At 50.9% G+C, this 26767-nt stretch carries 20 protein-coding genes and 1 riboswitch; of the genes, 8 read left to right on the top strand and 12 right to left on the bottom strand.

Annotation, left to right across the window (positions count from 1 at the left end; translation table 11 throughout):
• Positions 1 to 802 precede the first annotated feature (802 nt).
• Positions 803 to 1765: an acetyltransferase domain-containing protein gene (locus HBA93_RS12535; RefSeq protein ID WP_221723483.1), complete on the top strand. Its 963-nt coding sequence runs from the start codon at positions 803 to 805 to the stop codon at positions 1763 to 1765.
• A gap of 35 nt (positions 1766 to 1800) precedes the next feature.
• On the opposite strand, the gene HBA93_RS12530 is transcribed toward HBA93_RS12535, so the two are convergent.
• Entirely contained in the window at positions 1801 to 2187 is a 387-nt protein-coding gene (locus HBA93_RS12530; RefSeq protein ID WP_022711931.1) for a MerR family transcriptional regulator, read from the bottom strand.
• Between the two features lie 454 nt (positions 2188 to 2641).
• Positions 2642 to 4063 carry a magnesium transporter gene (mgtE, locus tag HBA93_RS12525; RefSeq protein ID WP_121993163.1) on the bottom strand — a complete coding sequence of 474 codons (1422 nt, stop codon included), beginning with the start codon at positions 4061 to 4063 and terminating at the stop codon, positions 2642 to 2644.
• Positions 4064 to 4558: 495 nt separating this feature from the next.
• On the opposite strand from mgtE, the gene HBA93_RS12520 reads away from it, so the two are divergent.
• Positions 4559 to 4921, top strand: coding sequence for a hypothetical protein (locus HBA93_RS12520; RefSeq protein ID WP_121993162.1), 363 nt, complete (start codon positions 4559 to 4561; stop codon positions 4919 to 4921).
• Positions 4922 to 5269: a VanZ family protein gene (locus HBA93_RS12515; protein WP_121993161.1), complete on the top strand. Its 348-nt coding sequence runs from the start codon at positions 4922 to 4924 to the stop codon at positions 5267 to 5269. It begins immediately after the preceding gene.
• 119 nt (positions 5270 to 5388) lie between these two features.
• Here the strand turns inward: HBA93_RS12515 and HBA93_RS12510 are convergent, their stop codons facing one another.
• Positions 5389 to 6654, bottom strand: a complete 1266-nt coding sequence (locus HBA93_RS12510) for a Glu/Leu/Phe/Val family dehydrogenase (protein ID WP_221723482.1) — start codon at positions 6652 to 6654, stop codon at positions 5389 to 5391.
• Positions 6655 to 7069: 415 nt separating this feature from the next.
• Positions 7070 to 7363, top strand: a riboswitch (cobalamin riboswitch).
• Positions 7364 to 7427: 64 nt separating this feature from the next.
• Between HBA93_RS12510 and metE the strand changes: the two genes are divergently transcribed.
• The 3 genes from metE to HBA93_RS12495 all read left to right on the top strand — a co-directional run bounded on the left by metE (position 7428) and on the right by HBA93_RS12495 (position 11747).
• The gene (gene metE, locus HBA93_RS12505) at positions 7428 to 9776 is read left to right on the top strand and encodes a 5-methyltetrahydropteroyltriglutamate--homocysteine S-methyltransferase (RefSeq protein ID WP_221723481.1); all 2349 of its coding nucleotides are present in this window, start codon (positions 7428 to 7430) and stop codon (positions 9774 to 9776) included.
• Positions 9777 to 10150: 374 nt separating this feature from the next.
• Complete coding sequence (locus HBA93_RS12500) at positions 10151 to 11005, top strand: acyl-CoA thioesterase (RefSeq protein ID WP_286201908.1); 855 nt, start codon at positions 10151 to 10153, stop codon at positions 11003 to 11005.
• Between the two features lie 238 nt (positions 11006 to 11243).
• Positions 11244 to 11747, top strand: a complete 504-nt coding sequence (locus HBA93_RS12495) for a Dabb family protein (RefSeq protein ID WP_221723480.1) — start codon at positions 11244 to 11246, stop codon at positions 11745 to 11747.
• A gap of 68 nt (positions 11748 to 11815) precedes the next feature.
• Here the strand turns inward: HBA93_RS12495 and HBA93_RS12490 are convergent, their stop codons facing one another.
• The 7 genes from HBA93_RS12490 to HBA93_RS12460 form a co-directional block, all read right to left on the bottom strand.
• Positions 11816 to 12988, bottom strand: a complete 1173-nt coding sequence (locus HBA93_RS12490; protein ID WP_221723479.1) for an iron-containing alcohol dehydrogenase — start codon at positions 12986 to 12988, stop codon at positions 11816 to 11818.
• A gap of 34 nt (positions 12989 to 13022) precedes the next feature.
• Positions 13023 to 14408, bottom strand: coding sequence for an aldehyde dehydrogenase family protein (locus tag HBA93_RS12485; RefSeq protein WP_221723478.1), 1386 nt, complete (start codon positions 14406 to 14408; stop codon positions 13023 to 13025).
• 171 nt (positions 14409 to 14579) lie between these two features.
• Positions 14580 to 15950 (bottom strand): glutamine synthetase family protein, encoded by a 1371-nt coding sequence (locus HBA93_RS12480; protein WP_221723477.1) that lies wholly within the window; start codon positions 15948 to 15950, stop codon positions 14580 to 14582.
• A 184-nt stretch (positions 15951 to 16134) separates the two neighbouring features.
• Positions 16135 to 17205: a TRAP transporter substrate-binding protein gene (locus HBA93_RS12475; RefSeq protein WP_121993155.1), complete on the bottom strand. Its 1071-nt coding sequence runs from the start codon at positions 17203 to 17205 to the stop codon at positions 16135 to 16137.
• A gap of 100 nt (positions 17206 to 17305) precedes the next feature.
• A complete protein-coding gene (locus tag HBA93_RS12470) occupies positions 17306 to 18631 on the bottom strand; it encodes a TRAP transporter large permease (protein ID WP_221723476.1) in 1326 nt (441 codons plus the stop codon).
• Positions 18628 to 19188, bottom strand: a complete 561-nt coding sequence (locus tag HBA93_RS12465) for a TRAP transporter small permease subunit (protein WP_116087403.1) — start codon at positions 19186 to 19188, stop codon at positions 18628 to 18630. Before HBA93_RS12465 ends, HBA93_RS12470 begins: the two co-directional genes overlap by 4 nt.
• Positions 19189 to 19316: 128 nt before the next feature.
• Positions 19317 to 20090 carry an N-formylglutamate amidohydrolase gene (locus tag HBA93_RS12460; protein WP_221723521.1) on the bottom strand — a complete coding sequence of 258 codons (774 nt, stop codon included), beginning with the start codon at positions 20088 to 20090 and terminating at the stop codon, positions 19317 to 19319.
• A 213-nt stretch (positions 20091 to 20303) separates the two neighbouring features.
• Here HBA93_RS12460 and HBA93_RS12455 point away from each other — a divergent pair, with 213 nt between their 5' ends.
• Positions 20304 to 21152 carry a MurR/RpiR family transcriptional regulator gene (locus tag HBA93_RS12455; protein ID WP_221723475.1) on the top strand — a complete coding sequence of 283 codons (849 nt, stop codon included), beginning with the start codon at positions 20304 to 20306 and terminating at the stop codon, positions 21150 to 21152.
• A 269-nt stretch (positions 21153 to 21421) separates the two neighbouring features.
• Positions 21422 to 22657: an MFS transporter gene (locus HBA93_RS12450; protein WP_286201907.1), complete on the top strand. Its 1236-nt coding sequence runs from the start codon at positions 21422 to 21424 to the stop codon at positions 22655 to 22657.
• A 76-nt stretch (positions 22658 to 22733) separates the two neighbouring features.
• On the opposite strand, the gene HBA93_RS12445 is transcribed toward HBA93_RS12450, so the two are convergent.
• The gene (locus tag HBA93_RS12445) at positions 22734 to 23837 is read right to left on the bottom strand and encodes a branched-chain amino acid ABC transporter substrate-binding protein (RefSeq protein WP_121993149.1); all 1104 of its coding nucleotides are present in this window, start codon (positions 23835 to 23837) and stop codon (positions 22734 to 22736) included.
• Positions 23838 to 23954: 117 nt separating this feature from the next.
• A complete protein-coding gene (gene cckA / locus HBA93_RS12440) occupies positions 23955 to 26576 on the bottom strand; it encodes a cell cycle histidine kinase CckA (RefSeq protein WP_221723474.1) in 2622 nt (873 codons plus the stop codon).
• Between the last annotated feature and the right edge of the window lie 191 nt (positions 26577 to 26767).

Genomic DNA, 26767 nt, shown 5'->3' with positions numbered 1-26767 from the left:
GGCAAATCACCGCCCGCAAACTCCCTCATCTCAAGCCTTATATAACCCGTTATGCGGTTCTGTAAAACCGGATCAGATAAGTGTCTCACTTAATATGGTGGCAACATGCGCGGATTGCACCAAAAAACAGCAAGAAAGCGACAATGATTGAAATATCCCTCTTGAAATAGCAGGCTGCAGCCAATCCAGCCGCAATAAAAAATCACCGGGCTTTGTAAGCACCGGTGATCTGAACGCTCTGAAATTTCTTTTGAATATCCGTAATTACACGGAGAACAAATAGGTCAACAAAATTACAGCGGCCAATCCAATAACTGCCCAAAGGGTTACACCCCAGCAGGACTTCTGAACTGTTTCATCCATGGAATATTTTACTCGTTTCCGGTATTTCATTCATGAGAACATGCACCGCACTCATTGCTATGCCTGTGTCTTATTTATAGTCCAAAGCCTGATCACAAGCAATCTGCAATTGCGACGAAACCATGACATAGCAGCTATGCAAATTTACCATGGTAGAAATTATCATTTAAATTCAAATAATTAATTAAGAAACCTCAACTTGTCATATTTACCATTTCGGCCAAATTTTGTCTGAACTGCATGAATAACCACACATTAAAGCGCGTTATTCTCCGTTACCCCGTCCGTCTGACCATCAATACGCAACAAAACTCCGGTCATCTGTCAGCTTGTCACCGGCATGAACTCATTATAGCTATAGGCGGTCAAATCCGTAAAACGCATCAGCTGAAAGTCTGCAATGAATCCGGCCAGCACTGCCCTTAACGCTGAAACACCCATGAAATCCGCCGCACGGCTCGGACGACTGGATATTGCCCGCGGGCTGGCACTGATTGCCATGGCGATCTATCATTTCGGCTGGGATCTGGAATTTTTCGGTTATCTGGTGCAAGGCAGCGCCAGTCAGGGCTGGTGGCGGATTTTTGCCCGCTGTATTGCTTCCAGCTTTCTGTTTCTGGTCGGCTTCAGTCTCGTGCTTGCTCATGGCCGCGCCATTCGCTGGCAGCCATTCTTCAAGCGTCTGGCACAAGTGGTTATTGCCGCCGCCGCAATCAGCCTGCTGACATGGTTTTTCATGCCGCAGGGCTTTATCTTCTTCGGCATTCTGCATCAGATCGCACTGGCCAGCCTGCTCGGCCTGCTATTCCTGCGTATGCCCGTGTGGATCACCATCGCACTGGCCGCAGCAATCATAGCCACACCGGTTTATTTCCGCGCAGAAATTTTCGACCATCCGGCGCTGTGGTGGGTTGGTCTTTCTACTGTCAATCCGGCTTCCAATGATTATGTGCCGCTGTTTCCGTGGTTTGGCGCAGTGCTGCTTGGCATTGCAGCGGCACGTATCATGCAGGCAACCGGTTTGTTGAGCTGGCTGCAGGGCGGGATCAAACCGCAATGGCTGGAGCGTCTGCTCATCTTCATCGGGCGTCACAGCCTGATCTTTTATCTGGTACATCAGCCAGTTTTGATTGGCTTACTCTATGGGTTTTCGGCGATCTTCCCGCCGTCACCGGCAATTCAGGCAGCGAATTTTGTCCGGCAATGCACAATCCAGTGCAGTTCCGACAGCGATCCGCAACTATGCCAAATCTATTGCGGCTGCATGCTGGAAAATATCGAGAGCAATAAGCTCACCAAACTCTTGAGAAGCAGCACCACAACGGATGAAGAACGCGAAAAACTCAGTGCATTCTCCGCACAATGCGTTGCCAAAACGCAAGAAGGGCAGCCTGTTCAATAAGAATAAGCTGCCCTTCTGATTAATTAAACGCGCTATCAGGTACGCACACCCAGCTCGGCCATGCGCCCGATGCAGGCTTCTTCAACCTGATCCAGTTCGCTCAGCGTCTCATCAATATCACGGCGTTTCTGGCGCAGATCCTCGCGCTTTTCTTCAACGCGCTTGATGAGCAGACGCAGCTGACCGGCCTCACCCGGCGGCTCGCGATACATCTGAATGATCTCGTGTATTTCAGCGATAGAAAAGCCGAGCCGTTTACCGCGCATAATCTGTTTAAGCAAATGACGGTCTGAAGGACGGAAGAGACGTGTGCGACCACGGCGCAGAGGATGAATTAACCCCTCATCCTCATAAAAGCGCAGAGTTCGTGTGGAAATCCCAAACTCCCTCGTCAGCTCCGTAATCGAATAATATTCTCGCATTCAGTCCACCAATTTGTTTTCTGTTCTTTTGTGACACCGCTCTTACGTAAAAGTCAATATTTCATTCGTAATAGCTTGATAATCACACCTAGAGCGGTTCCGGTTAATACTGAACCGGCAGAGCCGCTCTAACTATTTGTTTTAACACGTATCTTATCCGAAAAACGCTTCGCACTTTTCGGGATACGCTCTAGTTCGTTTTTTAAGATGGTGTCCTGGATGAAACCCCGTCAAACAAACCCGCTTATATAACTTATGCAGCAATTGGCAGCATAGCCCCTCAATCAATGCAAAATATTATTCAATATTAAATAATAATAAATACGCAACAAAAAATCGCATAAGATGCATATTACGCAACTTTTAAACATGCGGTTTCACAACATTCCGGACAGCACGGCTTTTATCAAAATGTCTGCATAAGTAAAAAGCCCGCTATTTCAGTCTTGTGCTTCTAACTGAACGAAAAACCGAACCACCATGTTGCAAGACCGAGAAAAGCAAAGAATCCGATCACATCCGTTACAGTTGTCACAAAAACTGCAGATGCAATAGCCGGATCAGCCCCCAGACGATGCAAAAGCAGCGGAATGAGAATTCCGCCCAGTGCGGCAGCCAGCATATTGATAATCATCGCACTGCCGATAATGCCGCCAAGCTGCGAGTTATCAAACCAGTACCCCGCCACTGCTCCGATCATAATCGCGAACATCATGCCATTCAGCAGTCCGATCAGCGCTTCGCGACGGATAACGCGCGCGGCGTTGTGAATATCAATATTACGGGTCGCGATAGCACGCACGGTAACAGTCATGGTCTGTGTAGCTGCGTTGCCGCCCATAGAGGCAACAATCGGCATCAGCACCGCCAGCGCCACCATTTGCTGAATAGTACCGTCAAACAGACCAATCACTGAGGCAGACAGGAAAGCCGTAAACAGATTGACGAACAGCCACGGCGACCGCGAACGGGCAATTGTCAAAAAACTGTCGGACAGTTCTTCGTCACCCACGCCACCGAGACGCATGATGTCTTCTTCGGCTTCTTCCTGAATAACATCCACCACATCGTCAATCGTCAGCACACCGACAAGACGCTCATTCTCATCAAGAACGGCGGTGGACAGCAGGTTATATTGTTCAAAAATCTGCGCGGCTTCTTCCTGATCCATAGTCGCAGGGATAGCGTGGCGCGCCTCAACCATCAGGTCTTCCACCCGCACAACGCGCTGTACACGCAGCAAGCGGTCGAGATCAATCGTGCCGAGCAGATGGAAAGCCGGATCGATTACAAAAACCTGCGAAAACCGGTCCGGCAGGTCATTATCCTCACGCATATAGTCAATTGTTTGCCCGATCGTCCAGAACGGCGGCACGGCGACAAACTCCGTCTGCATACGGCGCCCTGCACTGTCTTCCGGATATTCCAGCGCGCGGCGGAGACGAATGCGCTCGGTAAATGGCAGTTTGGCCAGAATCTCGTCCTGATCCTGCTGGTCCATATCTTCAAGAATATAAACCGCATCGTCAGAGTCGAGTTCCTGCACACCCTCGGCAATCTGCTCGTTGGGCATGGCATCTACGATCTCAAGACGGATCGCTTCATCAACCTCGGTCAGCGCTTCAAAGTCGAATTCTTCGCCAAGCTGCTCCACCAGCGACTGACGCTCAGTGGCATCCAGTGCTTCGAGCAGATGACCGAGTTCTGAAGGGTGCAGATCGCGCACTTCATCGCGCAGAATATCTGAATCGCGCGCTTCAAGCGCAGCCTCAATACGGGTTACAAGCGCCTCACTGACAGAACCGTCCTCATCATACACATCCTCACGGATATGTTTTTCGGAATCAATATTTTGGGACGGGTCAGTGTGCTGCATATGAACCGTTTCAGTGAGAGAGCAGAAAATGGCGGGAAAAAACGCAATTCGGAAAACAGCGTCTATCAGAACTATATATCCGTTTTGTGTCGTATCTGTGCAATGCGCACAGCAACTCTATAAAAAGCTGCCGGCATAATAACAAGGTGCTGCGCCGCAGCAAACCACCGGAAAAATGACTTATCATTGCCGATATGTCCGATGTGCAACACAGCTGAAATACGGGCAGATAGCACTCCCCCATAAATCTGCCCTGTAAGGCTATCATAATTCATTCAGCGATATTCCAGAGCGGTTTGCATTCAGATTGGGCCACAGCGCCCGCTCTATATTCTTTATTGGGTCGCATTATCACAGCCGTCAGGTTGACCCAATCTGGCGAATTTAAGAGCTTCAAGTTGATCCAACCTGACTGTGAAATGCTCTAGCCCTCAATCCCCCTCCGTGCTAAGGCGACAGACAGAAGCCTTCCGAACCGCTCCAGACAGGTTTACAATGAGAAAAGCAGTCATTGCATTGATCGGCATTGGTGGTGTGGTCGCAGTATCCTGCGCAGGCACCTATTTTTATACAATGTCTGTCGGCCAGCAGTCTCTGAAACAACTTGCTCAGGAAGGCGGATTTTGTAAAGACGCCCAGCAGACAGATTGCGCAGACGGCATAGATTATGCAAAATCCTATCTCTCGACGGAGTTCGGCCTTTCTCCGCGCGGCGTACAATGGTGCATCGGCGTTGATGAAATTGCCCGCCGTGATTTCATTCTCGGCGAAACTGCCAAAACGCTTTTTACTGAATTGCTGTATCTGCCCTGCAATGATGATGACGGCCAGCAGCAGCTCCCGACTGACGAGGAATAAATGCGCCGTTTCCCTGTATTGCCTGTTTTTGCCTGGTTGATGCTGGCTGTGCTTCTTGCAGTCACCATTAGTCCGATCGGCTTTCGTCCGCATATTCCGGGCTATGTAACCGCCGAGCGTTTTACAATGTTGCTGGTGATCGGCCTGTTGTTTTGTCTGGCCTATCCGAAGCGCTGGGCGCTGGTTCTGATTATGCTGATTTCTGCTGCAGGTTTATTTGAACTGATGCAGCGCCTGACGCCGGACAGACATGGTGAAATCTCAGATTTCATCGTTAAATCTGCCGGTGCAATTGCCGGTGTTGCCCTCGGAAAAACTATTCTTTTTTGGAAACAATCTTTAAAATAATCAAAGAGATATTTTATCTTCTTCATAAATTAAAAAAGGCCGGTTTATACCGGCCTTTTCTTTAAGCTATAAAATCTGCTTTGCAGTGTTCTATGCAATAAAATCACACCTGTTGCATCTTACGCAACAAAGTCGCTTTGCGTTCCGTGTGCTTCAATCGCCTGCGAGAGACGCAGCAGCGCATGAACATAAGCGGCAGTGCGCATGGTCACGCCTTTGTCCTTGGCAACATTCCAGATAGCGCGGCCTTCCCGCTCCATAATCACGCGTAAGCGCGAATGGATTTCTTCCAGCTCCCAATAATAACACTGACGGTTCTGCACCCACTCAAAATAAGAAACGGTTACACCACCGGCATTGGCCAGAATATCCGGCAGAATGGTCACGCCCATTTTTTCCAGAATAGCATCGGCTTCCGGTGTTACAGGGCCATTGGCCAGTTCCACAATCAGCCTGGCTTTGACTGAACCGGCATTGCGCGCATGGATCATATCTTCCATCGCCGCAGGCACCAGCACATCACAGGTAACACCGATCAGATCTTCCGATGCCAGCGCCTCATGTCCGCCATGACCAACTGTTGCCAGTACTGAGCGGCCATTCTGTTTCGCATGGATCAGCGCCGCAACATCCAGACCGGATGCGCAATAAACCGCACCTTCAGAATCCGAAACCGCAACAATTTTATGACCATCGCTGGTCATGAGCCTCGCCATATGCTGCCCTGCATTACCAAAGCCCTGAATGGTAACATGCAACTCTTCGCTCAAACCAAGATCGGCAGCCAGATGGCGCACCAGATAGAAACCGCCGCGCGCCGTTGCATCATCACGCCCAAGCGAACCGCCAAGCGCAATCGGTTTGCCGGTAATCACCGCAGGCGATGACTGGCCGACAATCTGCGAATATTCGTCAGCCATCCAGCCCATAATCATCGAATTGGTGTAAACATCCGGTGCCGGAATATCACGGTCTGGCCCCAGAATACGGGCGAAAGCCTGAATATAAGCGCGCGACAACCGCTCCAGCTCTGCTTTGGAGAGTTTGCGCGGATCAACCTGAATTGCGCCCTTGCCGCCGCCATAAGGCAGATTCATCACCGCGCATTTGAAAGTCATCCAGAACGCCAGTGTTTCCACCTCTTCAGCGGTTGATTCCGGATGGTAACGGATGCCGCCCTTTGTCGGGCCGCGTGTATCATCATAACGGCAACGCCATGCGATAAAGGATTTTCGAGATCCGTCATCCATACGGATCATCAGTCGCACCTTGGTAGTCTCTCGGGCAAATTTCAGCTTTTCGATAACATCCGCGTCAATATCCAGATGGCTGGCGGCTTCATCAAGACGAACAAGTGCATTTTCGAGAGGATTATCCTGCGACATCGAAATTTCCCTTTCTTGCGATTGCAGCATGAAAAATTACATTTTGCATAACTTTTGCCAGCCATTCGCGCAATATAAATATGGCAGCCATACTGACATTATGCAAAATCAGCACAATCTCAGACCGTAAGCACATGATTAATGCGACATGAGCTGACGCGGAAATGTATATTAGAAAAATAATCTGATACCGCCTCCGCACAAATCCCTGACGGCGTACATTCTCACCACTTGATTCGTATCAGTGAGACTTCACCTCTTACCTCCTGCCAATGATTTTTGCGTATCAATGCGCAATTTTAGCATAAATTCATAGCTATATATCCATATAAACAAATCTTTATATCATTATTGACATTCGGTTTTTGATGATGCAGTGTTTGTACATCGTGGTTCTTTCCTGCAATTGCGCAATCCTCCCAAGCGTTTGCCCGATTACATGAAAGCTAAGAGGGAATGCGGTGCGGCCAACAAACCGGTTTTCAGCAACTGAAATACCGGTCAGGTCAAATCCGCAGCTGCCCCCGCAACTGTAAGCGGCGAGTTTTCTTCCGCCTGTTCTGTGAAGTTTTTCACCGGACATTTGCCCCGACAGCCTGTGCCTGCAGCACACGCCCAAGGGCGGTCACTGAAATGGCAACATTTCGGGAAGACCGGAAGCAAATGATGACCCGCAAGCCAGGAGACCTGCCCGGTACATCCTTAAGAGACAGAAAGAGCTGCGCGCCTCCTGCCCGCAGCAACAATTTGTCAGTATTCGTCGGGGTATTAAAATGACCGTTACTACAGCCAATCTCGGTTTTCCGCGTATCGGAAAACAGCGCGAACTCAAATTCGCTCTTGAATCCTACTGGGCCGGCAAATCCTCACAGGAAGACCTGCTTGCCACCGCCAAATCCTTGCGCGCCGCCAACTGGAAGCTGCAGCAGGAAAAAGGCATCAAAAACATTCCGTCCAATGACTTCTCCCTCTATGACCATGTGCTTGATCTGGCCGTAACACTTGGTGTTGTTCCGGCACTCTATGGCTGGAAAAGCGGTAAAGTCGATCTGGACACCTATTTTGCTCTGGCACGCGGCGGTAAAACCGGCGCGCAGAAAGACGCTGCCAGCTGCGGTTGCGGCCATAATCATGGCGATAAAACAGCCGCCAATGGCGTGCCTGCGCTGGAAATGACCAAATGGTTCGACACCAACTACCATTATATGGTGCCTGAATTCAGCGCGGGTCAGACATTCACCCTGACCGACAATAAAGCGCTCAACGAATTCAATGAAGCAAAAGAACTCGGCATTCACACCCGCCCTGTTCTGCTCGGGCCTGTTTCATTTCTCAAGCTCGGCAAATCCAATGATGCCAATTTTGATCTGAACAAGACACTGGAATCCCTGCTGCCGGTCTATGCAGAAATTCTTGGTCAGCTTCATGCAGCAGGCGCTGACTGGGTGCAGATTGATGAGCCTGTTCTCAGCCTTGATCTCAATGCCCGCGATCACGAAGCCATTCGCACGACCTATGAGTTTTTGGCGGAAGAACTGCCGGAACTGAAAATCCTGCTCGCCAATTATTTCGGCTCCTATGGCGACAATCTGCTGACCGCCATCACACTGCCGGTTGCCGGTCTGCATCTGGATCTGGTGCGTGCACCACAGGATCTTGATGCCGCTGCTAAAATCGCCCGCCCTGATCTGGTGCTATCGCTCGGCGTAATCAACGGTCGCAATATCTGGCGCGCTGATCTGCGTGGCATTACCGAGCGCGTGAAATCAGTTATTGCCAAGCATGGCACAGACAATGTGCAGATTGCACCATCCTGCTCGCTGCTACATGTGCCGATTGATCTGGCATCGGAAAAGAAACTTGACGCGGATATCCGTCAGTCGCTGGCTTTTGCCGTGCAGAAACTGGAAGAACTGTCCGTGCTCGGCACCGCACTCGGTGATAAGCCTGAAACAGCAGAATCCGCTTTAAAGGCCTCAGATGAAGCTATTGCCGCCCGCAAGGCTTCAGCCAAGGTCAATAACAAAGCCGTTCAGTCACGCGTTGCAGCAATTACCGATGCACAATCGCATCGCAACAGCCCGTTTGATGCACGCGTCAAATTACAGACCGATCACCTGAAACTGCCCCTCTATCCGACTACAACTATCGGCTCCTTCCCGCAAACTGCAGAAGTCCGTCAGGCACGTTCGCGCTTTACCAAAGGCGAATTGTCTGCCTCCGACTATCAAAACTTCCTTGAGCAGGAAACCGAAACAGCAATCCGCTGGCAGGAGGAAATCGGCATTGACGTTCTGGTTCACGGTGAATTTGAACGCAATGACATGGTGCAATATTTCGGTGAGCAGCTTGACGGCTATGCCTTCACCCAATCCGGCTGGGTACAGAGCTACGGCTCGCGCTATGTGCGCCCTCCGGTAATCTATGGTGATGTTTCCCGTCCGGTTGCCATGACTGTCGAATGGGCAAAATTCGCCCAGAGCAAAACCGACAAGCCGATGAAAGGTATGCTCACCGGCCCTGTCACCATGCTGCAATGGTCATTCGTACGCGATGATCTGCCACGTTCCGAGGTTTGCCGTCAGATTGCTCTGGCATTGCGTGATGAAGTGACCGATCTGGAAGCCGCAGGCATCAGCGTTATCCAGATTGATGAACCGGCACTGCGCGAAGGTCTGCCGCTGCGTAAAAGCGACTGGGCTGCCTATCTGGAATGGGCTGTGACAGCGTTCCGTCTCAGCGCTGCAGGTGTGAAAGACGAAACCCAGATCCACACTCATATGTGCTACTCGGAATTCAACGATATTATGCCTGCAATTGCGGCGCTGGATGCCGATGTGATTTCGATTGAAACCTCCCGCTCCAAGATGGAACTGCTGAGCGCGTTCTCTGAACAGGGTTATCCGAATGAAATCGGCCCGGGTGTCTATGACATTCACTCGCCACGTATTCCTGATGTGGAAGAAATGGTCGATCTGATCGAGAAAGCAGCCCGGAAACTCAAAGCGCAGCAGATTTGGGTTAATCCCGATTGCGGCCTGAAAACCCGCGGCTGGGCAGAAACCAAGCCGGCGCTGGTTAATCTGGTGGAAGCTGCCCGTCAGCTGCGCGCTGCCGCCTGACAATAAAGGCAAATATCACAAACAAGATAAAGGCCGTGACAGTTCCTACTGTCACGGCCTTTATTATTATGTGAGAAATATGGATAGATTATTGAAAAACAATAAGATGAGATATCTTCCTGATATAACGGGTCAAAAACTGACTCCACTATCCCGTCACCAAACCTTGTGTAATGCTCTTATGCGCCGTAAAAGCGCGACAGATAGAGTATGTCGCAGCTAAATGGACTCATTTAGCGTCCGCGAACATGCGACAATTAAATGAATCTAGAGCGAACGCTGTGAATTCGATTAAACGCGACACGCTCTAGTGTTTAAATACCGGATAAGGACATGCCTTCTGCAATCTGACAAAGGCATGCAAGGACAAATCCATGACAGCGCCCCTGAACGATGACCAGAAAATCCAACCATCTGATGAGATGATTTACGGTCAGGATGTGCCTCTGATTTCACGCCTCGTGACAGTTGTTTTCCCCGGTGACACTAATCATCACGGAACATTATTCGGCGGCGCCGGTTTTGCGCTGATGGATCGTGTGGCATTCATTGCCGCCACCCGACACGGCCGTGTGCCTTTTGTAACCGCCTCCTGCGAACGTATTGATTATACAGCGCCGGTTAAACTCGGTCAGATTGTCGAACTGACGGCCAGAGTTATTCGTGTCGGCCGCACCTCACTTTCGGTTGAAGTTGAAATGGTGGCAGAAAATATGATCGGCGGCGAGCGTGTGTTGTGTACACGCGGCCTGTTCCATATGGTTGCCAAAACAGAGCTGACAAAAGACAAAGCATGGAGCCTGCCGCCTATGCCAAAGGCAGAAACGGCAGAGGCTATTGATGACCAGCCGACACTTTTACGCATGTCGGATGTGGTTTTTGCGGATCAGGCCAACTCCTATGGCACCATGTTCGGTGGCGAGGCCATGGCTGCAATGAGTAAAAGTGCTTTCATCGCCGCAACCCGTTATTGCCGCCTGCCCACCGTGCTGGCCTCGTCCCGCAGAATGGATTTCAAATATCCGGTGCGTGTGGGTTCTATTCTCGAACTCGTCTCTAAAGTCATCAAATCCGGTCGCAGCTCTGTCGTTGTTTCCACTGAACTCTGGTCAGAAGATCTGATGAGCGGAGAACGCCTGATGACGGCTAAAGCTGAGTTCACCATGGTAGCCGTGGACGAAAGCGGCCATCCAGTTCCGGTACTCGCCGAAGACGGATTGCGCCTCTGATATATTGGTATATATGCTGCAGAAATTTGAGACGCCGGTAAAGTAAAACCAGCCGCTCAATCAGCAATGATTGTTATTTTTAATCACGTCCATAAGCATCAGAAAATATTTAAAATAAATATTCCTGAGTACAGCATAATTTTGCCGATTTTTTCTGTTTGGTAAATTTTCAATAAATAAAACAAAATCTATTTTTAGAATATCAATATAATTACATAAAATATATTTTGAGGCAAACATGCGTATATTAATAAGAATTATAACATTATTTTTTCTACTCACCTCCGCAGTTCAAGCTCAATCAATATGGCATGGAATTTCCGCTCCTGCAGCTTCTCAGCAAGATATTAAGCCTGAAATTTTCACTGCACCGGATTATAAGCCCGGAACAATCCGTCATATTGTATTGTTTCACTACGGACCGGAAGTGAGTGATGCTCAGCGCATGGCTGTATTAATGAGATTCCGAAATATGAAACATACCGCTTTGCGAAACGGACAGCCCTATATTGTTTCAATTCATGCCGGCAGACAAAACAGTTTTCAAAATCTTGGGCAAGGCTTCGATCAGGCATTTATCGTCAAATTCCGCTCTGAGGGGGACCGGAATCATTATGTCGGCACTCCGGCAGTTATTGATCCCGCCTTTTACGACCCAGAATATCAGAAGTTTAAAGAGTTTGTTGCACCATTATTGGTCGAGAAGGGTTCGCTGATCTTTGATTTCGTCTCCGACAAATAACCCATCCCCCAATACAAAGAGGCGGCAGCTTCATGCTCCCGCCTCTTTCTGTACAGTAATTTACACTGTCAGACTGTGCCTTTAAGCGCCTGATTAAGCAACTTCAATGCACCTTCTTTGGTCAATTCAACCGGATTGCCGCCTGCTGTCGGATCAACAATGGCCATTTCCGCAATCATATCCTTGCGGGCATCATCCATGTCCAGACCTTTGATAAATTCCGGCAGGCTGTCTGGTACATTAAGCTCTTTGCGTAACTTCATCACAGCCGCAACAAACCCGTCAAATCCGCCTGCAATACCAAGATAGTCAGCCAGACGATTAATACGGGTTTCAATGGCTGCACGATTAAACGCAAGCACATAAGGCATGAAAACCGCATTGGTCATACCATGATGCGTATCATAAAGTGCGCCGATCGGGTGTGACAGCGAATGGATCGCACCAAGGCCCTTCTGGAACGCTGTTGCTCCCATTGCTGCCGCAGCCATCATATTGGCACGCGCTGTAATATCCCGACCATTCGCATAGGCTACCGGCAGGTTTTCGAACACCAGCCGGATACCTTCCAGTGCAATACCATCCGCCATCGGATGATAGCCGGGTGCGCAATAAGCCTCTAAGCAATGCGCCAGCGCATCCAGCCCTGTGCCAGCGGTGATGAAAGGCGGCATACCAACGGAAAGCTCAGGATCCGCAATCACTGTCACCGGCAGCATTTTCGGATGGAAAATCACTTTTTTGGTGTGTGTTGCTTCATTGGTCAGCACACCGGCGCGGCCAACTTCCGAGCCAGTACCTGCCGTTGTCGGCACCGCAATCACCGGTGCAATCACTGCACTGTCTGCACGCGTCCACCAATCGCCGATATCTTCAAAATCCCAGACCGGACGCGTCTGCTTGGCCTGAAATGCAATCAGCTTTCCCAGATCAAGTGCCGAACCACCGCCAAAGGCAATCACACCATCATGATTGCCGTCATTATAGACCTTAACACCGGCCGTCAGATTGCTCTCAACCGGATTAGGCTTCACTTCAGTAAAGGTACCGTATTTCACACCAGCTTCATCCAGTACCGCCAAGGTCGATGCCACAACCGGCAGTTTCGCCAGTCCCGGATCGGTAACGAAGAGCGGGTTGCTGATACCGGCAGCTTTAAGCACCGCAGGCAGCTCTTTAATTCGACCGGCACCGAACAGCACAGTGGTCGGAAAATTCCATTTTGAGATCAATGTTGTCATTGCATTTGCTTTCACATCAAAATTCAAAGGCAGGTCAGATTTTTTCACGCAGGTGATAGGATTTCGGACGGGTGAGATTGCCGTAACCGATAGACGAGAGCGAAGCGCCTTTGCCCGTATCTTTAACACCGGTCCAGACCAGTCCCGGATCGAGATAGTCACAGCGGTTCATAAATACGGTGCCGGTTTGAATCTGATCGGCAATATTAGCCGCACGATCCGTATCCGGTGTCCAGAGCGATGCTGTCAGCCCGAAATTGCTGTCGTTCATCAGCGCCACAGCCTCTTCATCACTGCGCACCTTCATAATGCCGACAATCGGCCCGAAACTTTCTTCGCGCATAACGCTCATCTGATGATCGACATTGGTCAGCACTTCCGGCGCGATATAAGGTGAACCGGCACGATCATTCTCGACCTGCATATTAATATGGGCTTTCGCGCCTTTACGCAGAGCCTCCGCCTTCTGTTCGCGGATCAGATCGGCAAAACGAGCATGAGCCATCGGCCCCAATGTTGAGGAGGCATCCAGCGGATTACCCACCACATATTGGCTGGTGAGATCAATGAAACCGTCTACGAATTTGTCATAGACTGCCTCATGTACATAAATGCGCTCAATACCGCAGCAGCACTGACCGGAATTGAAAAATGCACCATCCACGAGATTGGCAACTGCATGCTCGACATTGACATCAGGCAGCACATAGGCCGGATCTTTACCGCCTAGCTCCAGCCCGATACTCATAAAAGTGCCCGCAACAGCCTTTTCAATCGCACGCCCCCCGCCAACTGAACCAGTGAAATTCACATGGTCAATTGTACCAGAGGCCAGCAGCGCTTCCGTAGTCGCATGTCCCAGCACCACATTGCTGAACACGCCTTTCGGCAGCCCTGCAATTTCAAAAGCCTTGGCAAAGCGCTCACCGGCGAGCAGTGTCTGTGTGGCGTGTTTGAGAATAACCGTATTCCCCGCCATCAGCGCCGGAATAATCGTATTCACCGCAGTGAGATACGGATAGTTCCACGGCGCAATCACCATCACCACACCAAGCGGCACATGCTTCACATAGCGGCGGAAACCATCTTTCTCTTCCGGGACCAGAGGCATGAGCGCCTCTTCCGCAATGTTAATCATATACTGGCCGCGTTCCTGCACACCGCCATTTTCGCCGCCATAGCGTACCGGCCGCCCCATCTGCCAGGCGATCTCCGGCACCAATTCGTCGTTCATTGCGGCCAGAGCAGCGAGTGCCGCCGAGCAATACTTCGCGCGTTCAGCAATGGTCAACGCCGCCCAGCCTGCCTGTGCCTGTCTGGCCGCAGACACAACGGCTTGCACCTGCGCCAGATCGAGGCAGGTTCGTTCCGCATAAACAGAACCGTCAATCGGAGAAATCAGTCTCGCCACTTCGCTCATGGCTTCATTCCTTTATAAATTTTCTGTCTATTTGAATCAAAAAGTGGCAGGCCGTGGCGAAAATAGTGATTTCGAGAAGCGGAACTTAAGCCGTACATTTTAGTACGTGAGCCTCGGCAAGCATAGAAATTGCTATTTGCAGACCGGCATGACGTCTTTTGGATCAGACACTTAATAGCGCTCGAAACCACGATGCAGCTCCCAGTCAGTGACGCGGCGGTCATATTCAACCTGTTCCCAATCAGCCGTATGAACATAGTGATTGAGAACCTTCTCGCCTAAAGCCTCTTTCAGAAATTCCGAACTCTTCAGCGTTTCGATGGCATCGCGCAGGGTGTAAGGAATTTCCTTCAGCTTCACCGCTGCATAGGCATCGCCGACAAACGGCTCCTCCAGCTCCAGTTTTTCATCAATTCCGCGTAAGCCCGCAGCAATCAGCGCTGCAAAAGCCAGATAAGGATTGAGATCAGAACCGCCGATACGGCATTCTATACGGATTGCCTTAGTGCCCTCACCGCAAAGGCGGAAACCGGCTGTGCGGTTATCCCGGCTCCATGTAATCTTGGTCGGAGCGAAAGTGCCCGCCTGAAAGCGCTTGTAAGAATTGACATATGGCGCGAGAAAATAGGTGTAATCCGCCGCATATTTCAGCTGTCCTGCCACCCATGAGCGCATCAATGGTGACATTGTGTATGGCGCATCCGGATCGTAAAACAGCGACTTGCTGCCATCCAGACTCCACAGCGAATTATGCACATGGCTGGAACTTCCGGCTTTGCAATAATCATATTTCGCCATGAAGGTGATGCACTTGCCTTGCGCCTCGGCAATCTCTTTCATTGCATTTTTCATGATGACATGGCGGTCGGCCATATCCAGCCCTTCCGCATAGCGCACATTGAGTTCCTGCTGACCGGAACCTGCCTCGCCTTTGGAATTTTCAATCGGAATACCGGCCTTGGCAAGGTGATTACGCATGGCGCGCAGAACGGATTCTTCCTTGCTGGTCAGATGGATCATATAATCCTGAATATACGGAGATGATGTCTCCATATGTTTCCAGTATTTTTCACGCGCAGTTTTATAAGTCTCATCAAAGAGATAAAATTCGAGCTCCGAGGCAAAATAGGCGCGATAACCGCGCTCTTTCAGCCGTGCCAGCTGTTTCTTCAGCATTGCACGCGGTGAATGCGCTAGATCAGAATGATCGTGATGGTCGAGCACATCGCATAATACCAGAGCAGTTTTCTCCAGCCATGGCGCAGTCCGCAGCGTGGACATATCCGGCTTAATGACAAAATCGCCGTAGCCCTTATCCCAGCTGGCAGCCTCATATCCGGCAACCGGCTCCATATCGATATCATCTGCCAGCAAATAGCTGCAACCATGGGTTTCATCATAGGCAGATTCAACAAAAAACGGCGCATAGAAACGCTTGCCAACCAGCCGTCCCTGCATATCTGTCAGGCAGACGAGCACGGTATCAATCTCATCATTAGCGACTGCTTTTTTCAGCGCATCAAAAGTCAGGTTTCCGGTCATTTACAACTCCGTGCTTCATCGGCATTTATCAGAGCGCGTTTTGATTTGATTGAACCAGATCGACGCTCTAAGTCCTTTTATTTGAAGCATAATCATATCGAGCCTCGTTTCACTACGGTCGGATTATGCTCTAAACTGGAGTGTCGCCGCCCCTCCGGCGGCGACAATTTTTTGTAAATTTTGATTATGCTCCGTAGCGATACGGCGCACCGGCTTTGCGCATGGTTTCCTGATATTTTTTCAGGATTTCGACCACTTTGGCATTGCGCGGACTCTTGGCCGCAATTTCATCCCAGAACTTCATGGCTTCATCTTCAACTTTGCCCCATTCCGCTTCCGGAATGGTTGTCAGTTCAAGCTTACCGCCGGTGGTACGGTAATGGGCTTCCCCCCACCAATACCAATGCTGGCGATAGTAATGGGAGCTGTCCATGCTGAGTTTAAACAGCTGCTGCAAATGCGCAGGCACAGCATTCCATTTTTCCGTATTGGCAAAATAGGAGCCCGCCCATGCCCCGCTGATATTATTGGTGAGATAATATTTATTAATATCAGCCCAGCCAACGGTATAAACCTCGGTCGCACCTGACCAGCATACACCGTCCAGTTCACCGGTCTGAATGGCCACTTCAATATCTTCCCAAGGAAGTGTCACAGGCACCACACCAAAACGGGTAAGGAACTGACCGCCGGTCGGGAAGGTAAAGACACGCAGGCCTTTCAGATCTTCCAGTGAGCGGATCGGTTTCGTGGTTGCGAAGTTGCACGGGTCCCATGAACCGGCGCTGAGCCACGTTACACCCGGAATTTCGCCATAGGCTTCTTCCCAGATTTTATCCAAGCCGTACCAGTTGAACAGCACCGGCACATCAAGGCTATAGCGGGAAGCAAACGGGAAATACGCACCGAACACCGACACATCCACCGGCGATGCCATGGAGTCATCATCGGACTGGGCTGCATCAATGGTTCCCGCCTGCACCGCACGGAACAATTCGCCCTGCGGCACCAGCTGATCGGAGGTATAAAGCTCAATCACCATCTCGCCATTGGCCGCCTTGTTGAAGGCATCAATAGAAGGTTTGATGACGTGTTCAGCCAGAGCAGGCCCTGCATAGGTTTGCAGACGCCATTTAATCGGGCTCTGCGCTTTCACATAGGGTGTGGCGAGTGCAGTTGCGCCAACTGCCCCGACAGTGGTCAATGCAGACTTTTTAAGAAAGTCGCGCTTATTCAGAAATTTGCTGTCACTCATTTGCGTGTCTCCCGTCGCAATAGAATTCAGTTTTGGTTCCCTTTTCTGCGCAGCATTTTATTTTTCAGTATTTTAGCTGCGTTATGCACTTCACACTTTATCAGCGTCCCGAATACCAGTTGGGCAGCCACAGAGCGATCTGCGGGAAGATCATCAGAATGATGACCGTCAGCACCATCAGGAAGAAGAACGGAACGATAGATTTATAAATATCAACCATGGTCACGCTGGACGGTGCGAGCGCCCGCATCATGAACAGGTTATAGCCGAAAGGCGGGGTGATATAGGCAATCTGACAGGTGATCGTGTAAAGAATACCGAACCAGATCGCATTGAATCCGAGGCTTTTGACCAGCGGAATATAGAGCGGCGCCACGATAACCAGCATCGCCGTGTCATCCAGAAACATGCCGAGCACCACAAAGGACAGCAGCATCAGGATCAGAATTGTCCATGGCGACAGATCAAACGTGCCAAGCAGCAGTTTTTCAATCGCCTTTACTGCGCCAAGACCATCATAAACGGATGAGAAACACAGCGCCGCGAGAATGATCCAGAGGAACATACAAGAAATCATCAGCGAGTTGCGGGTTGTGGTTTCCCAAACTGCTTTGGTCATCCGTCCGGTGAACAATGCCGCCAAAGTTGCCAGCAAAGCGCCGACTACCGAGCTTTCGACCAGACTGGTAACACCGGTCAGAAACAGCCCCATCATTGTGCCGAAAATAATCAGAGGCAGCAGACCGGCACGCAGCGTTGAAAACTTCTCCGCCCAAGTAATGCTGTCCAGCTCTTCTTTAGGCAATGTTGGCCCGAGCTCTGGATTAATCCGGCAGCGGATATAGATATAGACTGCAAACAAGGTGGCCATGAGCAGACCTGGCCCGATACCGGCAAGCCACAATTGCAATACCGGCTGGCGGGCGATCATCGCATAAAGCACCAGCACGACACTCGGCGGGATCAAAATACCAAGCGAACTGCCCGCCTGAATAACGCCGGTCACCATAATCTTGTTATAACCGCGCTTCAGCAATTCCGGCAGTGCCACTGTTGCACCAATGGCCATACCGGCCACACTCAGGCCGTTCATAGAGGAAATCACAACCATCAGCCCGATGGTACCGAGTGCCAGACCGCCGCGAATACCGCCGAACCAGACATGGAACATGCGGTAGAGATTGCTGGCAATGCCGGATTCCGAGAGCATATAGCCCATGAATACGAAGAACGGCACGGTAATCAGAGGATACCAGTTCAGCACCGCAAAAGTGGCATTGAACGGCATTTCAAACGCGCCGTTACCCCAGAGCAGCAGCGCCGCCAGCGAACCGACAAAGCCGATCACACCGAATACGCGCTGCCCTGTCATCAACAGCACCATCATTGTGGCAAACATGAAAAGAGTAATGAATTCCGAACTCATACAGTTTGCCCTTCCTGCGGTGCGGCATCAGGTATGTAAGCAGCAGGTTTGATCGGCGTGCCGCGCCAGATCGCGAAATCTTTGATAAGATTGGAGATGCACTGCAGCAGCAGCAGGAAAACACCGAGCGTCATCAGCGTTTTGATCGGCCACAAAACCGGAGCCCATGCCGTGTAATTGCGCTGATTATAGACATAGGCGTAATTGGTGCTGGAAAGCCCGCCGGCGAACATCACAACGAGATAGAAAATCACGCAAAGAATGGTAATGACATCTGTCAGCGCCTTCTTTTTCGGCGCGAAACGGTCATAAAACAAATCCATCCGCACATGAGCGCCCTGCTGCATCGCATAGGCACCGCCCAGCAGATAATAGGCCGAGAGAATGAACTGGGACATTTCCAGCACCCAGTTCACCGGCGCGCCCAGCACAACCCGCGAAAAGGTGGAGTAAAGCAGGCAGGCTGCCATCAAAAAGATGAGATACATCGCACAGCGACCGACCCGATAATTCAGCGCATCGACATATTTTACGAAGAGTCTGAGTATTTTCGGCACTTTTTTGTTCCCGTTGTTTCAGGCGTTTTATGGCCGGTTTTCCGGCTCTTTTGCCTGTATTCACCAGTTACCTGTTTCCCTTAAATCCCGCCTGCTCCTCAACAGAATGCGGTTAAGGTTGTCTCTCCTTATGTAATCTCAATTTCCTGTAAGATTGACGACAAACGGGCAGCCCAAAGTGCCTGCCCTTTCTCGTCAGCAATTTCATTATTGCGGATTTCCACCATCGCACAGAGATCACCGCGTTTGCGTGCATGACATTCCACAGTGTAATAAACACGGTCATCCGGTGAGTAAGGCTGGTTCACGCCGACATTGATGCCTGAACTTTCACCGTCTTTACGCAAACCCGCGATCATACGTGCGCCCAGCCTGTCATCGGCATCATGAATGATCCCGATTTCCCATGGCCGCCCCGTGCCTTTATAAACCGGTGTAAAAGAGTGAATTGTTATGACACGGCTTTCCTGCCCGCGCTTTTTGCGTGCCTCAATAACCTCTTCAATTTTGTCGTGAAAAGGCTTGTGTGACAGAGATATACGCTCCTGCTGTTCTGCATCAGACAGATTATGATTGCCCGGAATCACTGTAAATTCACTGATCTCAGGAATAAGATCCGGCGCAGAGAGCGGCCGGTTACAATCAATCAGCAAGCGGGAAAGGCCGGCCTCAACAAGTGTGGCATCCAGTGCTTTGCTCATACGCCGCGCGACCTCTGCCGCACCCGGATCCCATGCAATATGGGCGGACATATCAGCCTCGCTCAATCCGAGACTTGCAAACTTCTCAGGCATAAAATTCGTGGCATGTTCACAGATCAGCAGATACGGGCTTTCACCCTGCTCATTGAGAACAATCGCTGCCGGTATATCGCCACCGGTATCAGAATAACGGGTATGCATATCATTGCCGTGAGAATCGCGAGTTTCCGCCATTCTTCCCCCCTCATGCGAGTAAATTTTATTATTTACACATGTAACTTATGTTACGTTATTATTTATTTCGCACTATTGTGTATCATCTCATACGCATTATTATCTTTTGTCAAATGGTATTTTTAAATGGGTTGAATCAAAGATCCGGCCATTCAGTCCACTGATGCAAACAGGTGTTTTATGATGAACAATTTCACCAGTATCGCCGAACTGATAACCGAGCGGATTGATTCAATGCCCCCCGGTGAGCGCAATGCCGCACAAACGCTGATTGCCAGTTATCCGATGCTTGGCCTTAAAACCGTTGCCGAATTCTCCGCTCAGGCCGGAGTGAGTTCACCGACTATTCTGCGGTTTATCAACCGGCTCGGTTTTCAGAATTATTCTGATTTTCAGGCACGCCTGCAGGATGAGCTGGCCGCTCAGCTGCAATCTCCCCATAACCGCAATGAAAACCGGCAAAGCCAGACCGACACCGATGATCCGGCAGTTGAACACAGTCTTGAAAATATCCGCGAAACTTTCCGCCATATCAGTGAGAAGCAGTTGAGCGATATTGTCACTGCGCTGGCCTCTGCCCGTGGCAATATTTATCTGATCGGCGGGCGTTTTACCGATCCTATTGCGCAATATATGGCTGCGCATATGACCGTGATCCGCCCGCATGTTTTCCACTTGTCAGGGCAGGAAAGCGCTTGGCGCGACAGGCTGCTGGATATGGGTAAAAAGGATATTTTGATTGTCTTCGACATCCGCCGTTATCAGGACAGTCTGCTGCATCTGGCTGAAACCGCCAAGAGCCGTGGCGTTGATATTGTGCTGATTACGGATCAGTGGCTGTCGCCGATTGCCCGTTTTGCCCGTCATGTGATTGCGGGGCGCACCGGTGTTCCTTCGGCATGGGATTCTTCCGCCGCATTGTTTGTGCTGGCGGAAAGTATCATTCGGGAAATGACCATACAGCTGGAACAAGACAGTGCCGCGCGTATTAAAGAACTAGAAGGTCTGCGCTTCAGAAACCGGCCGTAATAAGCTTCACATTTCTCCGATAGAGATTTTTATAAAAACTCTTTTCTTCCAACCATGCATCTTTCGATGTAATGGGAAGACGACAAAAATTTCAGACGAACCGCGCGTGTGGGAGGCACAAACGGATTTGACTGAATTCCTCTTCAAGGCCGGAGCCCTGCCCTGAGCTTTTAAAATAAACGCACATAATGAGAGTTGCCTCAGACACTTTCAGCTTGTGTCCGCCCCCTATCAGAAACAGCCGCACATGCTGTTTCAGGAAAAACGAAATGACAGATTCCTCCCCCGCCATGATGCTGGACGCGCCTGTTCTGGCCGATGCTGAAACATCTGCAACAAGTGCAGATACAACAAATTTCAAACTGGTTTTACTGGCACTGGCAATGGGTGGCTTTGCTATCGGCACCACCGAATTCGCGGCCATGAGCCTGCTACCCTATTTTTCCGCAGGTTTAGGTATTGACGAACCTACTGCCGGCCATGTCATCAGCGCCTATGCGCTGGGTGTGGTTGTCGGCGCGCCAATTCTTGCTGTCTTCTTTGCCCGTATGTCACGCCGCACGCTGGCTATGGGGCTGATGGCTGTATTTGCCGTCGCCAATGTGCTCAGCGCTCTATCGCCATCCTATCACTGGATGCTGCTGTTTCGCTTTATGAGCGGTCTGCCGCACGGTGCTTATTTCGGTGTGGCCGCACTGATGGCTGCCTCACTGGTGCCGGTGAACCGCCGTGCATGGGCAGTTGGTCGTGTGATGCTCGGTCTGTCTATCGCAACCGTAATCGGTGTGCCTTTTGCTACATGGCTCGGGCAGAATCTCGGCTGGCGCTGGGGTTTTGGTGTTACCGGTATTCTGGCCACGCTCACTTTTTTGATGATTATGGCTTTTGCCCCGAAAGACCCACCCCGCCCTGGTGCCACGCCTCTGCGTGAACTGGCCGCTTTGAAGAACCGTCAGGTCTGGCTGACACTTGGCATTGGTGCGGTCGGCTTCGGTGGTCTGTTTGCAGTCTATTCCTATATTGCCTCCACCCTGCTGGAAGTCACCGGCGTTGCGCCCTATTGGGTTCCGGTTGTGCTGACTGTTTTTGGCGCAGGCATGACCTGCGGTACGCTGATCGGCTCATGGGGCGCTGATCGTGCACTGATGCCGACTGCCGGTATTCTGCTGCTGTCAAATGCAATTTTTCTGGCAATCTTTCCGTTCGTGGTGATGAATGTCTGGATTTTGACCGCGCTGGTCTTCCTGATCGGCTGTACCGGTGGCCTAGGAACTGTCCTGCAAACCCGTTTGATGGATGTGGCACAGGATGCCCAGACCCTTGCCGCAGCGCTTAATCACAGCGCCTTTAACGTCGCCAACGCCCTTGGTCCGTGGCTGGCAGGCCTCTCCATTGCCGCAGGCTATGGCTTTGCCTCCTCCGGCTACGTCGGCTGTGCACTGGCGCTGGGCGGTCTGATCATCTGGGCAATTGCCCTGTGGGATGCACGCCGCAGCGGTACCTGAGACCATAAATTATTACCAATAATAAAGCCGGCAGAGTGATCACTCTGCCGGCTTACTTTTTTACAGATCAGAAAAATCAATTAGCAACGATTTTGCCGTCTTCCCATTTATAAACCACAAAGGTCGGGGAAGTCAGATCGCCGTTTTTGTCATAGGTCAGATCACCGATAATGGTTTTCGATTCCAGACCATCATGCAGTGCCTTGGCAACGGCAGCGGCATCATCAGCTTTACCGACTTTTTCGATACCGGCTTTGAGAACCTGAACAGCAGCATAACCATTCAGTGTGAACACTTCCGGCGCAATATTCTTGGCCTTCAGCGCATCAACAGCTTCAGCAGCAGCCGGATTCTGCGTCACATCAACAGCATTGGTGAAGAGTGTGCCTGCACCGGTTTCACCGGCAATCGCCCAATATTCAGTATTGGACAGGCCTTCACCACCGATCAGCAGCAATTTCACGCCCTGATCTGAAAGCTGACGGGACAAAAGACCGGCTTCCGGATGATAACCACCGAAATACAGCACTTCCACGCCGCTGTTTTTGATCTTGCTCACCAGTGCGCTGAGATCTTTTTCACCCGGTGTCAGGGATTCATACAGAACCTCTTTCACACCAGCTTTGTTCAGGCTGTCTTTGAAGCTGTCTGCAAGACCCTGACCATAAGGGGCTTTATCGTGCAGCACGCCGACTTTTTTATCAGCCAGATTTTTTGCCACATATTCAGCAGCAACAACAGCCTGCTGGTCATCACGGCCGCATGTACGGAAAACATTTTCCAGACCGCGATTTGTCAGGTTAGGTGAAGTTGCTGTTGGTGTTACCATAACCACACCGGCTTCAGCCAGCGCATCGGAAACGGCCATTGCCGAACCGGAGGTCACAGGACCAACAACAAATTTAACGCCGTCACCGATCAGCTGGTTGGCGCCGGAAACACCCTGCTTCGGATCTGCCGCATCATCAACAAGCTTCAGAACAACTTTCTCACCAAGAATACCGCCGTTTTTATTGATATTTTCTACAGCGGTTTCGGCACCGTTTTTCACCTGAATACCATAGGCAGCCACGCTGCCGGTAACCGGTGCGATCAAACCAATGGTGATATCAGCCTGAGCCTGGGAAGCAAACGCAAGTGTTGCAGCAAAGGCTACTCCGGATAATAAAGACAGACGCATTTCTTCCTCCAATACAGTCCCGCTACGGAACAGTTAAAACATAAGCCCCGTATGCGCATCAATGTTGCGCACCGGTTCAACCTCGCCCCCCGCCTGTCCCAATAACTGGTCAGACACTCAGTCTTCCTTTTCCAGCATCTCCTTCACAGCGGTTGCCAGCTGCTTCAGGGAGAATGGCTTCGGAAGGAACCCGAATTGAGCGTCTTCAGGCAGATTCTTTGCAAAAGCATCTTCAGCATAGCCTGAAACGAAAATAAACTTAATGTTTGGATAGGATTTGCGCAACTCTCTTAACAGCGTAGGACCATCCATTTCCGGCATAACCACATCGGAAACGATAATATCGACCTTGCCTTCCAGTTCTTCCAACACTTCCAGCGCTTCAACGCCGGACGATGCCTCGTGAACTGTGTAACCTCTGGTCTGCAATGCGCGGACACCGCCCATGCGCACCGCATCCTCATCCTCAACCAGCAAGACGGTTGCGGAACCGGACAGATCAGCCTGTTTTTCTGCTTTCTTTTCAACAGCGGCAGGCTTTTTGGCCACAATGGCCTGCTCCTCGGGCATGCCATTGGCATCCAGTATAACCGGTGCTTTTTCTTCAATGAAACGTGGCAGATAGATACGGAAGACCGTGCCTTTACCCAGTGTCGAGTCACAGAAGATGAAGCCGCCGGTCTGTTTGATAATGCCATAGACCATCGACAGGCCAAGACCTGTACCCTTGCCTACTTCTTTAGTCGTAAAGAACGGCTCGAAAATCTTGGCAAGAATATCCGACGGAATACCGGTACCCGAATCTTCAACTTCATAGAGCACATAATCTGCCTGCGGCAATTCGCGATAGCCAAGCGCAACGGTCTCGGCTTCTTCAACATTGCGGGTGCGGATTGTAATCGTTCCGCCATCCGGCATCGCATCACGGGCATTGACCACGAGATTCACGGCAACCTGCTCAAACTGACCAAGATCAGCTTTCACCGGCCACAGATCACGGCCATGTTCGATTTTCAGGGCAATATCCGTACCGACAAGGCGCGCCAGCAACATACGCAGATCAGCCAGAACATCGGTGAGATCAAGCACTTCGGGACGCAAAGTCTGACGACGCGAGAAGGCCAGCAACTGGCGCACCAGCGAGGCGGCACGGTTGGCATTCTGCTTGATATTCATGATATCAGGAAATGACGGATCAGACGCACGGTGATTGCTCAGCAGCAGATCCGACGACATGATAATGGCTGTCAGCACGTTGTTGAAGTCATGAGCAATACCGCCTGCAAGCTGGCCGACAGCCTGCATTTTTTGGCTCTGCGCCATCTGGCCTTCCAGCGCCTTCTGTTCTGTGGTTTCCACCGCAGAAACAATCGCTGCTTCTTCTATTGCCTCGCCGCCGATATCTGACACAGGACTGACATAGAAACGGATATGACGTTCATCATTACCCGGCAAAACCGTATCAATCGGCGAAATCGTCGCCTGTCCCGCAAAGGCAGATGCCAGCGCACGGGAAATCGTCTCACGGTCACGCGGATGCACCACGCTTTCCAGAGAAATCTGTTTGTCCAGCGTATCACGATCCACGTCAGAGCCGAAAATATCTAAAAAACGCGCATTGGTCGAAAGGATACGGCCATTCACATCCACCGAAGCAATCGCCATCGGTGCGGAATTGAAGAAACGGGTAAAGCGCACTTCGGCGGAACGCTGTGCAGCGGAGGAATCATTGCCCTCGGCGCGGTTCAGCACAATGGTGCGGCTGGTGCCGCGCGAACCGTCACGCGGCTGCTGCACACGGTGATAAAAGCGCACAGCAAGGCTCTGGCCGTTGCTTTTTGTCAAATCAAGATCAATCACCGTATTGCGGCTGGAACCCGGATCGGCACGAACCGCATTAATAAGTGACATGCCGTTACCGGCAACAATATCCTGCAAGGTCAGCGAACCGGCCGTAAATTTGGTGAGATCAATTCCCAGCCATTCAGCCAATGTGGCATTGATATAAATGATGCGGCCTTGCGCATCAGCTGAGAAAAATCCGGCAGGCGCGTGATCCAGATGGTCGATTGCTTCCTGCAAATCCTGAAAGAACCGCTCCTGCTCAGCACGCTCTTCCGAAATATCGGTAATCTGCCACGCAAACAAAGGTCCTGCGGTCTCGCTGAGCGGGTTGGTCTGCGGTGCAATCACCGGCCGTGCTTTCACACGATACCATGCCGCAGCTTCCATCCCCTTCGGCGAGGCGCCGGTGAGGCGGATTTCTTCCTGTGCCGCCAGACCGTCACGCACAGCATTATTCAGGCGATAAACCGCTTCAAGCGCCGAAGGCTCACCGGCCAGCACGGCATCAAGCGTCGGCAATTCTGCCGCATTATCCGCACCCATCATCTGCGCATAGGCCTGATTAGCATAAACAATATGCCCTTTAGCATCGGTGATAACCGTACCTTCAGGCATGGAATCCAGCAGCGTATCAACCACATCATCATGATCTTCACGCGGACTGAACTGGATCAGGCCAGTTGCCCAGCCGATCAGGCAGAAAACCCCCATTATCGACAGCAGGCCGAGCAGGATCAGCAAAAAAGCATCGCCCAATTGTTCACGGAACACAAAATATAATCCCGCTACGGCAATCAGCAGAATACCCAATGTCAGCAATCTGAGTGCAGCGGGGTTTTTCTTGGCAGGAGCGGTGGTTTTCGGAAAAGAATGTGTCCGTGATGGCTGAGACATAAGCCCCATTATCCCTTTTCTTGCGCCGTAACATCGGCGGTTCAGCAGATCCGTCGCTGATGCGTCGTCCGCAATTTCGGGCATCGGCCTATCGGATCAGGCTTGTGATATCAGGCCTGAACAATTCTGATAAAGCGTAGCCTTATGAGGTTTTTCAGAATTATGCTTTAGAGTATTTCACAGTCAAATGG

It is taken from the genome of Ochrobactrum sp. SFR4, assembly GCF_019730395.1.
Taxonomy (GTDB): Bacteria; Pseudomonadota; Alphaproteobacteria; order Rhizobiales; family Rhizobiaceae; genus Pseudochrobactrum.
Note: the sequence above shows the minus strand (reverse complement) of the source record. Positions and strands in the feature narration are given on the sequence as shown.

What these genes read in the sequence shown, in the direction of transcription:
- HBA93_RS12535 (WP_221723483.1), top strand. Translation starts at nt 803, where the DNA reads ATGAAATCCGCCGCACGGCTCGGACGACTGGATATTGCCCGCGGGCTG.
- HBA93_RS12530 (WP_022711931.1), bottom strand. Translation starts at nt 2,187, where the DNA reads ATGCGAGAATATTATTCGATTACGGAGCTGACGAGGGAGTTTGGGATT.
- mgtE (WP_121993163.1), bottom strand. Translation starts at nt 4,063, where the DNA reads ATGCAGCACACTGACCCGTCCCAAAATATTGATTCCGAAAAACATATC.
- HBA93_RS12520 (WP_121993162.1), top strand. Translation starts at nt 4,559, where the DNA reads ATGAGAAAAGCAGTCATTGCATTGATCGGCATTGGTGGTGTGGTCGCA.
- HBA93_RS12515 (WP_121993161.1), top strand. Translation starts at nt 4,922, where the DNA reads ATGCGCCGTTTCCCTGTATTGCCTGTTTTTGCCTGGTTGATGCTGGCT.
- HBA93_RS12510 (WP_221723482.1), bottom strand. Translation starts at nt 6,654, where the DNA reads ATGTCGCAGGATAATCCTCTCGAAAATGCACTTGTTCGTCTTGATGAA.
- metE (WP_221723481.1), top strand. Translation starts at nt 7,428, where the DNA reads ATGACCGTTACTACAGCCAATCTCGGTTTTCCGCGTATCGGAAAACAG.
- HBA93_RS12500 (WP_286201908.1), top strand. Translation starts at nt 10,151, where the DNA reads ATGACAGCGCCCCTGAACGATGACCAGAAAATCCAACCATCTGATGAG.
- HBA93_RS12495 (WP_221723480.1), top strand. Translation starts at nt 11,244, where the DNA reads ATGCGTATATTAATAAGAATTATAACATTATTTTTTCTACTCACCTCC.
- HBA93_RS12490 (WP_221723479.1), bottom strand. Translation starts at nt 12,988, where the DNA reads ATGACAACATTGATCTCAAAATGGAATTTTCCGACCACTGTGCTGTTC.
- HBA93_RS12485 (WP_221723478.1), bottom strand. Translation starts at nt 14,408, where the DNA reads ATGAGCGAAGTGGCGAGACTGATTTCTCCGATTGACGGTTCTGTTTAT.
- HBA93_RS12480 (WP_221723477.1), bottom strand. Translation starts at nt 15,950, where the DNA reads ATGACCGGAAACCTGACTTTTGATGCGCTGAAAAAAGCAGTCGCTAAT.
- HBA93_RS12475 (WP_121993155.1), bottom strand. Translation starts at nt 17,205, where the DNA reads ATGAGTGACAGCAAATTTCTGAATAAGCGCGACTTTCTTAAAAAGTCT.
- HBA93_RS12470 (WP_221723476.1), bottom strand. Translation starts at nt 18,631, where the DNA reads ATGAGTTCGGAATTCATTACTCTTTTCATGTTTGCCACAATGATGGTG.
- HBA93_RS12460 (WP_221723521.1), bottom strand. Translation starts at nt 20,090, where the DNA reads ATGCATACCCGTTATTCTGATACCGGTGGCGATATACCGGCAGCGATT.
- HBA93_RS12455 (WP_221723475.1), top strand. Translation starts at nt 20,304, where the DNA reads ATGATGAACAATTTCACCAGTATCGCCGAACTGATAACCGAGCGGATT.
- HBA93_RS12450 (WP_286201907.1), top strand. Translation starts at nt 21,422, where the DNA reads ATGACAGATTCCTCCCCCGCCATGATGCTGGACGCGCCTGTTCTGGCC.
- HBA93_RS12445 (WP_121993149.1), bottom strand. Translation starts at nt 23,837, where the DNA reads ATGCGTCTGTCTTTATTATCCGGAGTAGCCTTTGCTGCAACACTTGCG.
- cckA (WP_221723474.1), bottom strand. Translation starts at nt 26,576, where the DNA reads ATGTCTCAGCCATCACGGACACATTCTTTTCCGAAAACCACCGCTCCT.